Here is a 13,246-nt window from a genome sequence, read left to right on the forward strand (position 1 = left end):
CCGCTTTCCTGTACGAAACACACGAAAAGCATGAATCATACGAATCTCACAAATCGCACAACCTAATCAGCTGGTAATACCCATCACGCCAAGGCACCAGGCATTCTCATAGGAGATCTCCTCCCACTGCTTGTACCTTCCGGACGTACCCCCATGACCGGCCTCGACCTCAATCTTCGCCACAGCATCCACACCAGCACGCTGCAGGCGAGCCAACCATTTCATCGGCTCCACATACAGCACACGCGTGTCATTCATCGACGTGGTGATGAAAATCTTCGGGAAAACCGCAACTCGAGCATCATTCGCATCAGCCGGCGCATTCTCATACGGCGTATATCCCTTCATATACCTGTACACGTCCGCATTATGCAACGGATCGCCCCATTCATCCCACTCCGTAACCGTCAACGGCAACGACGGGTCAAGAATCGACGTCAACGCATCCACAAAAGGCACATCCGCCTCAATACCGGCAAAACATTCAGGAGCCATATTCGCCACAGCACCCATCAACAAGCCACCGGCGGAACCGCCATCGGCCACCGTGCGAACAGGCGACGCCAAACCGGCACGCTGCAATGCACGCACGGCATCAACGAAATCCTCAAACGAATGCTTCTTATTGAGCAAATGCCCCTGCTCATACCAGGCACGACCCATCTCACCGCCGCCGCGAATGTGCGGCACCGCATAAAGCACACCACGATCAAGCATACTGATACGAGACACCGAGAATCCCGGATCCGAACTGATCTCATACGCGCCATAACCAGTAACGAACATCGCCGAATCACAAGCAGGCACGTCACGACGCCACACCAAGGAAACGGGAATGCGCTCGCCATCGCGGGCGGTAACCCACACTCGGCGCTCCATATATTCGCGCGGCTCAAATCCACCAAGCACGGTGGCACGCTTCAACAGGCGATCCTCGCCGGTTGCCGGATCGATATCATGCAGCTCACCGGGACGCGTGTAACTGGCGAACGAGTAGCGTATACGGGGCGCATCATATGAAGGATTACCTCCCAGACCGATCGAATACAAGCGCCGGGTCTCCCCCGGCATCGCATCGGCGGTCGCGCCATCCGACGAGGTCATCGCCTTGCGGGAAATCCCATGCACGGCCGACCCTTCGCCTTGCGCAGCGGCCAACTGGTCGAGTGCGCCCCACACTTCGGCACGCTCCACGTTGATCTCGTCCACCGACTCGTCAACATCCCAATCGCCTTCCAACGCGTGCGGAACCAACTCGGTGAACCGCCACGGTCGCCCTGCAAGAAAATCCTCCGCGGCCGCATTCTTCGTCATCACCGCGATATGCGCCAGACTTTCCGCACGGTACTGCAACGCCACATAATGCCGGTGAATCGAAATTCCCTCGATACCAAGACCGTGCGCACCCTGCAAAATGGCGGGATTGCAAGGATTCGAATACGGAGTGCCAATCGGCATCGAAGAAGCGCCCGGTTCGACATCGTCACCATGCTCGCATCCATACGGCGAGCCAACGGCCACACGCACACCCTCACCCAAACGGTATGGGGGCTCATGCAAACGCATGTCGATCACATCGATTTCAAAATTCGGGTTCAACGCATTATGGTAGACCACAGCGAGCGGAATGTCCTCGCCATGCTCGCCGGCACCTTCAAAACGGCTGAAGCTCACATCGTATTCCACATCCGGCTCGCGCGGAATGAACGCACGGAATTCACCTTCCGGATCGTCGGTGGAAAGCAGCAGCACTTCGGTGGTGGTTTTCGAACCGGTGCCGATCACCAGATTGCGTTCGTCGAACGACAGGCCGATGCCCACCCAGAATCGTTCGTCCTGTTCGCGATACACCTCCACATCGTCGGTTATGGGAGTGCCAACGCGGTGACGCATCACCGCATATGGACGCCATGCGTCGTCGAGCAGCACATAGAACACCCATTGCGCGTCCGGTGTGAAGCAGGCGCCGCCGATGCCTTCGAACACTTCCGGCAGCTCATCGCCGGTTTCGATGTTGCGAATACGGAAATCGTAACGTTCGTCGCCGCTGGTATCAGTGCCGTACAACATCCAACGTCCATCTTTGGAAATATCCATGCCGCCGACGCGGAAGAAATCGTGGTCTTGCGCTTCGGCATTCGTATCGAACACCACTTGCTCACCATCCATGGGCACGCCGATCTCAATGGTCGGCGGATCCCAATCGTCTGCGCCTCGAATCGGCACACGGCATTGCACCGCATACTGCTGGCCTTCCTTGGTGCGTGTGAAATACCAGTAGCCGTCCATGCGCGTCGGCACGGACATGTCAGTTTCCTGTACGTGCGATTTGAACTCGTCGAACAATGTGGTACGTAGGTTTTTCAACGCTTCCATGCGCTGTTCGCAATACCGGTTCTGTGCGGCGACGTAATCCTGCACGTCCTGCGATTCCTTGTCGCGCAGCCATTCGTACTCGTCGATGAAGGTGTCGCCGTGGAACACGCGCTTCGTTGGCACGCGTTTCGCGATCGGCATCCCGCATTCGTCCAGACGGCCCTGACGGCTCTTGCCGCTTTCCTGCGCGCCCGTTGCGCCCTGTTCACCCCGAAAATCAGTCATGCAGGCGATTATACCGGCATCGCGGTCCCAATCCAGCGCAACGCGCATCCCCCCTTGCTGCAAGTTGAAAGAAAACCCGTCAGACGCCCAGCTGTTGTTTCAGGAACGGCAGCATGGTTCTCATCAGATTCGATCCGGTCGTTCCCGTGAATACAGGAACGTCGGTGACTGGAATCGGCTGCGTGGCCGCACGCCCCGCAACGGTGCCGAGATTACCGGCGGCCTCACGTGGAGACAGCTGCCGAATGCCGATCGCAAGCACACGACCCGGATACCGACGCGCGATCGTGGCGTACGTGGTCGGATCCTTCTGCCCATCATCGCCGATCAGAATGAACTTCATATCAGGAAAATCAGCCATCAATTGTTCGGCATACTCGAGTTTGTGCTGCACTCCGGTAGGAATGAACGTTTTCGGGCGGGGATCGAGGTCACGCAGCAGCAGCGGTCCTTCCGGGAACCCATGGTCGGCGATGAAATGCCTAATCGAGCTTTCCACGTTCCACGGCGACGTCGACAGGTAAAAGAACGGGGCGTCCGGAAACATGTCCGCAATGCGGTTGAACAGCAGGTTCATGCCCGCAACCGGCATTTTCTTCTTCGGATCGAGCAGCAGCAGATTGTAGGCCGCTTTCATCAGGCTTGGCGCCTGCGTGACCATGACGGTGTCGTCCACGTCGGAGATCACACCGACTTTCGTACCACTGGGAATGGTGAACAGGTTGGCTTTGACCGGCTTGCGGCTGCGCACCTTGTATGACACGTCGTGCACGCCCGGTTCGAGCGAATGCTCGGCCACGAGATCGAGATAGCCTGCTGAATCGGATGCGACGAATTCGCTGGAAACATTGCGCTGCGCATCCACTTCGTCATACACTTCCGACATCCCCACCTGCACGGTTTCCAGGGGCATGCCGTCGATGGCAATGCGCACCTTCGTATGCGGCGAGGGGATGGTGAGCATGGCACGTATGCCTCGGGTCAGACGGCCCGCCTGTCGTTTGAATGGGCCGTACACGGTTCGGCAGATTAGGCGCGAGTAATGTTCGGTGCCATAGCCGACATACGGTTCCACGCGCGGATACCAGTTGAGATTGCGTACCATGTTTGTCGAGACCGTCACCCATCCGTTGAACGCTTTGGTGATGGTACGGCGGAACAGCTGTGTCAGCGGAGGCTTGACTTCGATGCGCTCATGTTTCGAGGCGGCGTCGAAGGTGGTGACCACCTTGCGTGCGGGAATGGGCACGGTCGGCATGTCATCTTCGGATATGGCATCCGGTTCACGCTGGGGCAGCGGCTGTGGTTCAGTCATATCCCCACTATAAAGGCGATTGCCGAACTCCTTGGTGCCCCAGCCGTGAAAATCAGGGATTATTCAGGGAACGGTAACGATTTCATACCTGATTTCGCATGCGGTTCCCTGTTTCTAGATGTTTCGAGACGTTTTGCCAAGCCGTTTATTCCGCCACGATGTTGGCGTATTCTTCGGAGGAAAGCAGTCCCGGTTCGTCATCCTCAAGCTCGATTTTAAAAATCCAGCCTTCGCCATACGGATCGCCGGTAACGATGCCCGGATCGTCGGCCGCTTCGCTGTTCACATAGCGGATTACGCCAGCCACTGGAGTGACCAACGGCGTAACGGCTTTGGAGGATTCCAATTCCGCCACTTCGTCGCCGGCCTGCACTTCGGTGCCGACTTCCGGCAGATCGATGTATACGAGTTCGCCAAGCTGGTCGGCCGCATATTCGGTGATGCCCACCATGGCCGGTTCGGTGGAGGCGTCCACCCACACATGCTCGTCGGAGTATTCGAGATGCTCGGGAACGTCCAGATTCGGCTTGTTTTCGTTTTCTTCACTCATGAAAACTCATTCTACGTCAATCACGTGCATTTCCCTTAGCGCTGGACCGAAACTTGTTACGGCAGATCGTGGCCGAGCCATTCTTCGATCATGTAGCGGGCTATGGTGGCCTTTCCGGGGGATTCCATACGCCCTGCTACCAGCTCGTTCATATACTCGTCTCGGGTCATCCAACGCGCCTGCAGGGTCTCGTCGCCGTCCACGTGCACGTCGGTGGTATTGGCCACGCCTTTGAACGCCATCATGAGCGAGGCTGGGAATGGCCATGGCTGCGATCCCAAATATTTGAGTTCGCCGAGGTCGATGCCGACCTCCTCTTTGGCTTCGCGCCGGCATGCGTGCTCCAGGTTCTCACCCGCCTCCACGAAGCCTGCGGACACGGAATACAGGCCGGTATTGCGCCATGCACTGTTGTGCTGCAGCAGCAGACGATCCTCATGGTCCACGATCGCCGTGATAACGGCCGGTTCCACTCTGGGGAACAGCAGCCGTTTGCCATCCGCTTCGCTGGTGCACCGCTGCGCCCATCCGCCCAACGCGGGTTCGGTCGGGGCGCCGCATGTGGGGCAATGGCGTTGACGCGCATGCCATACGCTCAGCGAGATCGCCGTTGTGGCCTGGCCTGCTTCGCGTGCGCTGGCGTGCGGGGCGAAGCCACGCAGGTCAACCCAGTCGAATCGTTCCGCCGCGTTTTCCAACAGCGATTTCGACGTTTTCTCTTCCGGTTCGCGCTGTTCGTCGAACGCGTCGTCCGCGCCCATATGCTCGCTGCTCGCAGCCACCGGTTCTACAGCCTTCACACGAGACACGTCAACGGCCACCACATGCTCGTCACGCTTGCCGCCATATGAGCCGAGGAATATGGCGAACGCCGTCGGATGCGTGTGCAGTTCCGCCGCCACGTAGTCTCCGGGCAGCTGTGCCAAACGCATGTGCACGTTGGCGTAGTCCGCGATGGCACCTTGTCCGTGTGGCACCGCCACCATGCCGTCTTTGATGAGAATGACTTTCGTGGCAGGTTCCAGCAGCACCGTGTCGAACAGGTCGGGTTCGTCGCGTCTTGAAACCTCATAGTCGATGTCGCCTTGTGCAAGTGGCAGGAACGGCAGTGCCTGGGTCAGCGCCAGTGGCGAGAACACGCTCATCGATTGCTTCTTTCCTTGAATACGATATATGGAAGATATATTTTTCTATATAAATCGTATTTTCTTTATATTTTTTGTATATCTGATTGCGCTATTGACGGTAGCTGCGGGAATATCGGCTACTGCACTCTGCGCACCAATGCAAGCAGCGCGTCGGCGACCGCCTGCGGATGCTCATAAGCGCTGAAATGACCGCAATCAAACACCACCGTCATATCCGTGCTCGTAGCCGTCATCGCATCGGCGATCGGTGCCATCACGCTCGGTGGGCTCGACGGATCCTTGTCGCCGCAGATCACAGCGACCGGCGCTGTAATCGTCGATAGCACATCGTTCAGGTCCGGGCGCCCGGCCGCCATGCGTTCACGCCAAGCGATGCCTTCGGCTGGCTGCTCGTTGATCCATGCAGTGAACTGTTCGCGGTAGGCGTCCGACTGTTTGATGGTTGAATCCTCAGACGTGGCGGCGGCGAATCCCATAACCGGTTCGTGCGTGCCCGTCGATTCGCATTCCTCGGCGATCGCGATGCGTTTCGCACGCATCTTCTCGGAATCAGCTGCGGCCTTCGTGTCGCATAATGCCAGTGCGGCGACGGCTTCGGGGTGCAAACGCTGAACGTCGAGGATCAGGTAGCCGCCCATCGAAAGACCTACCCAAATCGCCTTGTCGTATCCGGCAGCGTGCAACAGGTCGACGTAAGCGTCGGCCATACGGTCCAAACCATTGAGGAAAGCGCCGTCCGTGTCTTTGCCTCCACTGTTCTCGTCGGAAGGAATCGGCCCTTCTCCCGCGCCGGGCATGTCTGGAGCCCAAATCGGGAACTGTTTCATGCCATGTTCCGCAGCGGTCGTTTTCAACGCATCCGCGCATTCGTTCCACATGCGGTGGTCCACGGGGAACCCGTGCACCAACACCACAGGAATCCCCTCACCCTCGCAATACACATTGTTATGCAATTCGATTGTCATATGCGCTCCTCCGTTGCTCTCCCCTGTTGTTGCATGTATTCGCATGCCTATTTGCCGGTCCAAGCGATCGCCTGACGCACAATCGTGCCATATCCGTTGCTCATCTGGTTGACGAAAGTGTCGAGGATCTCACTGTTCGGATTGACCCATTCCACGTCGAGCGTCTCGTCCTGCGGCTTGCAATCGCCTGCAATTGGCACCACATAGCACAATGCGATCGCATGCTGACGGGAATCGAAATAGTCAGACAGTCCGGGCGTCGGGAAAAATTCAGCCACGGTGAACGGCTGCAGGCTCACTGGCAACTGCGGCAGCGCGATATCTCCCAAATCCTTGGCGATATTGCGTGCCACGGCCTCACGCAACGATTCGTGGTAGAGCACGCGGCCGGCGATCAGCGTTCGTTCGATGCTGCCATCGTCAGACACACGCAGCAGCGATCCGACCTGTGAGACGCGTCCCAGATCGTCGGTACGCACCGGCACCACGAGCACGTATGGGATCGGCATTTCACCACGCATACGGTTGATCTCGTCGGAAGCAAGCCATCCTGGAGGGTTTCCTATTCCACGGATGAAATCCTCCGGCGTGATGTCGTCGAATTCTCCGCGACGGCGGCCTGCATCGAAATCGCCCTCGTCGGGCACTTCATCATTCATCACTGGCATAGTCCCATTATCACGCATCTTGTGTGAATTGGCTGGAAAAGCATGCGCTGGAAGACGATTCCTCTGATAGCGGATCTTGCGCATGCCGGGAATACGTAGGGTTGGGGCACGGTTATATACTCCAAAGCAATCGCACACGAAAGGCGTAGCCCGTCACGCGCGTCGATGGCACGAACAGCAAGGAGCAATCATGGCAACGCATGCAGTCACTTCCAAGGATTTCAATCAGATTGTGGAATCCAACGATCTGGTATTCGTGGATTTTTGGGCGACCTGGTGCGGTCCGTGCCGCGCATTCGGTCCGACGTTTGAAAAGGCGAGCGAAGCGAATTCCGACATTTACTTCGCCAAGGTCGATATCGACCAGAATCCGGATCTCGCTTCCGCGGCCAAGGTACAGGCTGTGCCGACGTTGATGGTGATCAAGAACCAGCAGATCGTGTTCCAGCAGGCCGGTGCGTTGCGTGCGTCGGATCTGGACGATCTGATCGCGCAGGCCAAGGCGTTGGACGTCAACGCGGCCGCTGCCGAAGAGGCTGAGGCGCAAGCGGAGTAGGCTAAAAATTACAACGATTTCAGAGGTGTCGTTCGATGGGAAACATCAACGGCACCTTTGTTTTGCACGCCTATTGCCTACGCTTGCTCTGCTCGTCTGTTACATATACGCCCGCCCGGTTTCCATGGCGTGAGGTAAACTCGTTCGTTAGATGCGCGCTTTCCGGCGAAGCCCCGTGTGGCAGCGCGCCGCATGCCGAGCATGCGTGAATTCGTCGAGGATCTGAACGCGCGTATAGGAGCAGAATGGCTAACCACAGCAAGCACGCCCGATCATCTACCTTCGTCATGCCGAGCAAGTCCTCGCTGATGAAGATCGCCGCAACGGTTGCGGCGGTGGGCCTGTTGGCTACCGGCGGCATTGTGTCGCGCAATCTTTACACGTCCGCGAAGCAGAATACAACCAATCAGGCCACAGCTTTCTCCGTCACGGATTCCGCGGAGGCGTCCCGTGGTAATGCCCGCGAGCTGCTTAATGGAGACACCTCGTACGTTACCGTGAAGATCAACGGCAAGTCGCGCGTGGTGCCCGGTGCCAATTTCACCGACGTGAAGTCCGTGCTTGACGCGGGTGACATCACGCTCGAACCGGAAGACACGGTCTCCCCCTCGCTCACCACCAAGGTCGATGAGAAAACCGTGATCACCATTCAGCGTGCCGGCGCGAGCGTCGAGGTTTCCGACACCGCCATTGGCTTCAATGTCGTCAAGAAGGAAACCTCAAGCCTGCCGGAAGGCCAGGAGAAGGTCGAGACGGAAGGCGAAGAGGGCGTGATGGAAACCACGAACCTCGTGACCAAGTCCGGCGACACCGTGGTTTCCTCCAACATGATCAGCTCGTATGTGAAGAAGGCTCCGGTCGACAAGGTCATTCTCGTCGGCACCGGCTCCACTTCGTCATCGTCCTCCAACGCTTCCACGTCAATCGGCACCACTGTGCCGGCTGGCGAAATGCAGCAGTGGGCGCACGATTATCTGCTGTCGAACGGCTACACCGAAGCCGATTTCACCGCCACCGTATACATCATCACCCACGAGTCCGGCTGGAGCGTCACCGCAACGAATCCAAGTTCGGGTGCCTATGGCCTGCCCCAGGCATTGCCTGGCAGCAAAATGGTGAGCGAGGGTGCTGATTGGGCCACCAATTATCAGACCCAGCTCAAGTGGTTCTGGGGCTATTGCGCGCAACGTTACGGTTCCATCCAGGGAGCCTATTCGTACTGGCTCGCCAATCACTGCTACTGATCTGCATTGCCATCTGATTTGATTTCAATCAGATGGCAATGTTCGTATTGAAATGTTTACGTTGATTAGTGATTAATATTCAATTTACGTAATTCACCGCATATAGTTTGAGCCCCGTAATATTCGAAGATATTACGGGGCTCAAACTATATTGTGATTCGAGATATCATCAAAATACTATCAGTTTCACAGGGCGTTGTTGGCGCCGATCACCGTAGCTTCCTTGACATCGTCAATCTTCCTGCGCTTGCGGCCGCCATGTCCGGCCTTCGGACCGCGCTTGCCGACGGTGCCGCTACGAACCCCGTTCTTGGCGTCGAAGAGGATCACGCGCTCATCGCTGTGATATTCGCCTTCCAAGGCGAAGTAGGCGATCTTGTCTGCAGGCACTTCCGGGAAAGTGAAGAACTTCTGCGTTGCAACAAGCAGGTCAAGATTGCGAGTGGTCACGGAAGCCGGACGATCAGCGTTCGGATTGTTGAACTGAACCGCGAAATCGTCGTTCTCGTCGCACACCTGGATTGCGAACTTGCCGCGCTCGTAATTCACCAGCAGCTTGACGAATTCCGGACGGCCGAGCACTTCGGAAACACCCTTGGAAAAACGAACAGATTCAAGCATGACCGTCATGGTCAACTTGCCACCCGTTCTTTCGCCAACTTCTTTGAAACCATCAAGAACGGACATGTAAATCCTTTCTTTATTGTAAATAACTACGTGAAATACTGTACCTCATTGCCGGCAATAAAACGAATCGAATCTTAGGGAATATATATGTATTTTCAAGAACACAACATAATACGAAAAACATAATGAGGCCATCTCACGTAACCACTTTTGTAATCAGTTTCTTTTTTAAAATGTTTTCCCAGCAACGATTTTCATTGAAATTCCGCCATTTCTTGGCACTTTTTACACTCCAATTGAAATAGAACATACACTACACGGTTACAGCATCACAAGCGCAATCAAAGAAGATGGAACCCCGTCGCAAAGCAGGATTCCGACATTGCTAACAGCGTGGCGGAATCCTTGAGCAATGTGGTGGAAAAGTCGCTGCACACTTCCAGCAAAGAGTCACCGATGAAGCTTTCCATGGTGCAGCGCACCGCGGAGCCCGTAGCCCCCAGCTTCCCCCGAAGGCGGCAAGAAGAGCCAAAGGAGCCGAAAGAAGAGCAAGCACAAAAGCTGACCTTGAGGCTTCTCAACCAAAAGGGGTTATGGGTGAACCTTGATGATTCGCCCATAACCCCTTTCTCATGCCCGCCCGCATATTGGCTACATATCTGGCCTATATATGGCAGATTTCGTGTCTTGACATGAGACATCTCGCTTATATATATATGGCAGATTACTGCCAGAAAAAGCCCAGCAGAGGGCATGTTTTCGCACTCTTTCGCCACTTCGTCTGCCATATATAAGCGAGATACTCACCTAATCAGCTGCGGAGGAGGATTTCTTCTAGGGCGCTGATTACCGAATCAGGCATGCCGGACGTGACGAACAGTTCTTTGCTGAAGCGGGGCGCAGTATCGAAAGTGCGCAGAGCACCGAGCGAGCGCACTCCTTGCTCACGAATCGCCTGCATCGCATGCTCTTTGGAAATGTATGGCATTTGCGCGTGCAAGAGCACGTCGAGTGAGTCCTGTTCGACTGGATTCTCGGCAATCTGCAATCCATTTGCAATCGTAACGTTCAAACATGCAGTAGACGGCACGTCGCGCACAACGACCGACAGACTCAACGTCTGCTGATCGTATGTAATTTCTGTAGTATTGCAAGCTTTACCGTCAATTTCGATACGAACGTTCTGCGTGTCTGTCTGCGCAACTCCACGGAACACAATCTCCCAGCTACGCTGTGCCGGAATGGCTTCAGCACAGCCTTCCACCGGACTGATGGTGAACTGCGTGGCATTGCCCGCATTCTTCCAGTCGAAGCTCATGTGCGTATCGGCAACATGAGTTTGGCCATCGCAAGACTCGGCAGATGCAGAGCCGGAAGCAGCAGAAGCCACAGAACCGTCGTCTTCCTTGAGTGTGAACGAACCGTTCGCACCGGGGAACACCAGCACCTGCAGGGACTCCGGATTGCCCAGATCATTCACCTTATTGCCCTCGCCAAGCTGCTGTAACGGCACAATACCGCCAGCCTTGGCAAACACCGGCATACGGTCAATCGCACGCCACACTTCCAAACGACGACCGGACTTCCCTGCCGAAACGTAACGGCGACCGTCAAAGAAGTCATACCATTCGCCTTGTGGCAGCCATACTTCCGTACTACCAAGATGCGCAGAATCGTCATTGTCAGAAACGATTGGCGCAACCAGCAGCTCAGTGCCGAAACGGAATTCGTCCGGCACCTCGTACGCCTGCGGATTATTCGGCTCCGCCCAATACATCGGTTCTACCAATGGCATGCCCTCGAACGCGGCACGATAGTTCATGGTGTACAGGTACGGCAGCATCATATGGCGCAGTCGCAGCGAACTCACCATGGAATCGCGCACTTCCGCAGAGAAATTCCACGGTTCCTTGCCCATGAACTGCGAATTGCTGGAATGCAGGCGATTGATCGGGCTGAACGTGCCAAGCTGATACCAGCGGGCTTCCAAATGCTCGTTGCGGTACCCACACATGTGACCGCCAATATCGTGACTCCACCATCCGTAGCCGATATTCGACGCGGTAGCAGTGAAATACGGCTGGAATTGCAAGGATTCCCACGTAACAATGGTGTCTCCCGAGAAGCCAACTGGGTAGCGGTGCGAACCCGGACCGGCATACCGCGAGAAGGTGAGCGGCCAACGGTTATTGCATTCCGCACAACTCACGTTACGTTTGGATTGCTCGATATGCATTTCATGTTCATCGCGAGCGCCCGGCTCAGTGCACTTTTCGCATTCGCAGTTTTCCCCTGCGTTGCGTTCGGAAGAAGTCGCGCCGCGCCCGGAATCCAGGTAGTGCAAGTGGTTGAGCACCCACAGCGGGTCGAGTCCCGGCTGACGGGTCACGCCGCCCTGCTGCCAGTCGAGCCACCAGAAGTCAACACCTTCAGCTTCCATGCGATGATGCATGTCGAAGTAAGCGCTCACGAAATCCGGATTCGTCAGGTCGAATTCCACCGCCTCTTCGGTTGCAGGATCGATGCCGACGCGCTTGGCCACCGCCGCATAGTCGTCTTCGAACGCGCGCACGCCGTCTCGCGGATGCACGTTCAACGTGGTTTTCAGGCCGCGCTCGTGCAAGTCGCGTAAGAACGCCTCGTGATCGGGGAACAGCTGCTTGTTCCACGAATAGCCGGTCCAACCGGAACCGTATTTCGGATCGACATCGTCCACGCGGTGCCAGTCCATGTCGATCACGGATGTGGTGAATGGAATGCCTTCGCGCTTGAACCGGTCCATGAGCTGCAGGTATTCGTCTTGCGTGTAGCGGTAGTAGCGGCTCCACCAGTTGCCGAGTGCGAAGCGCGGCAGCAGAGGCGTTGGTCCGGTCAGCTTGTAGAAGTCTTGCACAGCTTCGGTGTAGCGGCGGCCGTAGCCGAAGAAGTACAAGTCGGTTTCCTTGTGAGCGCGCGGTTTCACCCAAGCCCCCAGCGGATTCGACTTGCCGTCCACTTCGTGTGCTTCCACGATCACGTTTGCGGCGGAATCGTCGAGCACTGCCCAACCGTCTCGCGAAATCACACCATCGTCCAGAGGAATTTCGCCATTCGCCTCGTCGAGCGTGCGCGCGGTGCCTTTGAGATTATGCTTCGGCTCGTCGCCGTAATGCCACGTATTGAACTGGGTGTCGGCCACGCCCTTGACGACCACGTTTAAGCCTTCTTTGCTGAACGGCTTGCCATCGTACGTCACATATAGTGCGGGGGTGTCAACAATGAGCAGTCCGTCGCGATGTGTCACCGTGAATTGCGGATCGGCGCCAAAATCGCGGTTGACCACCATCTGCGTGAGATTGTCTTCAAATTCGCCGGAATCTGACCATTCGAAACGGATCAGCGATTCCGTTAGAATGCCGATCCTCCAATGCTCCCCCTGCAGGATCGACGCTTCTCGCATATTCGGCCGCGCCTTGCGCACATACCTCACAAACGGCCCATCCGACGCGTTCGCAGCACTGTTCACAGCGTCATTCACCGCGCTCTCTGCATCCGTTCCGATGTCTGACATAATAACTCCTTACGTTTCTGCC

The 13,246-nt window shown here is 56.4% G+C and carries 11 protein-coding genes; 2 read left to right on the plus strand and 9 right to left on the minus strand.

What is annotated here, in order from left to right; all coding sequences use genetic code 11:
* Positions 1-66: 66 nt before the first annotated feature.
* The 6 genes from BBCT_RS06925 to BBCT_RS06950 form a co-directional block, all read right to left on the minus strand.
* Positions 67-2,517, minus strand: a complete 2,451-nt coding sequence (locus BBCT_RS06925; protein ID WP_128805911.1) for a S9 family peptidase — start codon at positions 2,515-2,517, stop codon at positions 67-69.
* A gap of 163 nt (positions 2,518-2,680) precedes the next feature.
* Entirely contained in the window at positions 2,681-3,916 is a 1,236-nt protein-coding gene (locus tag BBCT_RS06930; RefSeq protein ID WP_003835423.1) for an App1 family protein, read from the minus strand.
* Positions 3,917-4,061: 145 nt separating this feature from the next.
* A complete protein-coding gene (gene gcvH, locus BBCT_RS06935) occupies positions 4,062-4,466 on the minus strand; it encodes a glycine cleavage system protein GcvH (RefSeq protein ID WP_003835425.1) in 405 nt (134 codons plus the stop codon).
* A 56-nt stretch (positions 4,467-4,522) separates the two neighbouring features.
* Entirely contained in the window at positions 4,523-5,611 is a 1,089-nt protein-coding gene (gene nudC, locus BBCT_RS06940; protein WP_003835426.1) for an NAD(+) diphosphatase, read from the minus strand.
* A 119-nt stretch (positions 5,612-5,730) separates the two neighbouring features.
* A complete protein-coding gene (locus tag BBCT_RS06945) occupies positions 5,731-6,579 on the minus strand; it encodes an alpha/beta fold hydrolase (RefSeq protein WP_003835427.1) in 849 nt (282 codons plus the stop codon).
* A gap of 47 nt (positions 6,580-6,626) precedes the next feature.
* Positions 6,627-7,247 (minus strand): NUDIX hydrolase family protein, encoded by a 621-nt coding sequence (locus BBCT_RS06950; protein ID WP_033512802.1) that lies wholly within the window; start codon positions 7,245-7,247, stop codon positions 6,627-6,629.
* A 190-nt stretch (positions 7,248-7,437) separates the two neighbouring features.
* On the opposite strand from BBCT_RS06950, the gene trxA reads away from it, so the two are divergent.
* Together trxA and BBCT_RS06960 are read left to right on the plus strand one after the other, a co-directional pair.
* Positions 7,438-7,803 (plus strand): thioredoxin, encoded by a 366-nt coding sequence (gene trxA / locus BBCT_RS06955; RefSeq protein WP_003835431.1) that lies wholly within the window; start codon positions 7,438-7,440, stop codon positions 7,801-7,803.
* 245 nt (positions 7,804-8,048) lie between these two features.
* Positions 8,049-9,047, plus strand: a complete 999-nt coding sequence (locus BBCT_RS06960; RefSeq protein ID WP_033512800.1) for a G5 domain-containing protein — start codon at positions 8,049-8,051, stop codon at positions 9,045-9,047.
* A gap of 186 nt (positions 9,048-9,233) precedes the next feature.
* On the opposite strand, the gene BBCT_RS06965 is transcribed toward BBCT_RS06960, so the two are convergent.
* The 3 genes from BBCT_RS06965 to BBCT_RS06975 form a co-directional block, all read right to left on the minus strand.
* On the minus strand, positions 9,234-9,734 hold the full coding sequence (locus tag BBCT_RS06965) for a hypothetical protein (RefSeq protein ID WP_003835436.1): 501 nt from the start codon (positions 9,732-9,734) through the stop codon (positions 9,234-9,236).
* A 281-nt stretch (positions 9,735-10,015) separates the two neighbouring features.
* Positions 10,016-10,294 (minus strand): hypothetical protein, encoded by a 279-nt coding sequence (locus BBCT_RS09180; protein WP_155812148.1) that lies wholly within the window; start codon positions 10,292-10,294, stop codon positions 10,016-10,018.
* Positions 10,295-10,485: 191 nt separating this feature from the next.
* Positions 10,486-13,113: a glycoside hydrolase family 31 protein gene (locus tag BBCT_RS06975; protein WP_033512817.1), complete on the minus strand. Its 2,628-nt coding sequence runs from the start codon at positions 13,111-13,113 to the stop codon at positions 10,486-10,488.
* Positions 13,114-13,246 lie beyond the last annotated feature (133 nt).

The organism is Bifidobacterium catenulatum DSM 16992 = JCM 1194 = LMG 11043 (assembly GCF_001025195.1).
Classification (GTDB): domain Bacteria; phylum Actinomycetota; class Actinomycetes; order Actinomycetales; family Bifidobacteriaceae; genus Bifidobacterium; species Bifidobacterium catenulatum.